The organism is Bartonella sp. LB28NMGDW, from assembly GCF_042194435.1.
Classification (GTDB): Bacteria; Pseudomonadota; Alphaproteobacteria; order Rhizobiales; family Rhizobiaceae; genus Bartonella; species Bartonella grahamii.
Map to the genome: position 1 here is coordinate 1 of NZ_JBHIMX010000102.1, position 1076 is coordinate 1076.

The following is a 1076-nucleotide window of genomic DNA, read 5'->3' on the forward strand; positions in this document are numbered from 1 at the left end:
TTGAGCTTCAAGTAAAGACTCTTATTCATAGAATATACCAAATTTATTGGAACTGTTACATATTAGAGACAACAAGAAACACTCCATTATTATCGCTTGATAAGAAAAATAGCATGCCGATAGCTTATTACTAAAATAAGCAAAAAACGCGATAATAGTACAGATATAGGTTTAAAAATTGCCTCTCTGCTTACTTACTAAAACCATAACAAAAGATGATTTGTTCTATTATGTTTATGGGATTTTACATTCAGAAGATTACCGTGCCCGTTATGCTGATAACCTCTCTAAAGAGTTGCCTCGCATCCCTTGTGTAAAAAGCGCTGAAGATTTTTGGAAGTTTGTTACAGCAGGGCGTAAACTGGGTCATTTGCATGTAAACTATGAAGATGTAGAGCCTTATCCAGTGACCTTTAAAAAGGGTAATCCAAAACAAACAGAGATCTCTAATCCCGAAAAATTTTATTACGTTACAGAAATGAAATTCGCAAAAATTAAGAATAGTAAGGAAAAGGATAAATCTAAAGTTATTTACAACAGCAATATCACAATAACAGACATCCCTCTTGAAGCTTATGCGTATATCGTTAATGGTAAACCCGCTCTTGAATGGGTTATGGGGCGTCAATGCGTAAAGACTGATAAAAAGAGTGGCATTGTTAATGATGCCAATTGCTATGCTGTTGAAACCATTGGCAATCCTGCCTACCCTCTAGAGTTGTTTCAAAGGGTTATTACCGTAAGTTTAGAGACAATGAAAATCGTAAAAAAACTACCAAAATTAGAACTAAGAGAAACTGAATAAGCTTATTAAAGCATGCTCATATGATAGGCATGTTAACCTCACAAGGGGTATAAGGTCTTATAACCTATAGGTTCTATACCTCTTTTGTTAAGTTGCTTACATATAATCCTAAAAGGATAGTCTATATGCGTTATTCTAAAAAGAAATCATTTGCACTTTTAGATACTCTTATTTGGATTGCTTTAAGAAACACTATCTTAAAGTGAATACGCTTCTTTTACATTGCCTTTAAAAGATTATACCGTAATCTAAAATGATAGCTTTATTGTTA

The 1076-nt window shown here is 33.2% G+C and carries 1 pseudogene; it reads left to right on the top strand.

What is annotated here, in order from left to right:
- Positions 1-205: 205 nt before the first annotated feature.
- Positions 206-805 (top strand): annotated as a pseudogene (locus ACFIKG_RS09415) (type ISP restriction/modification enzyme); the annotation flags it as partial.
- Positions 806-1076 lie beyond the last annotated feature (271 nt).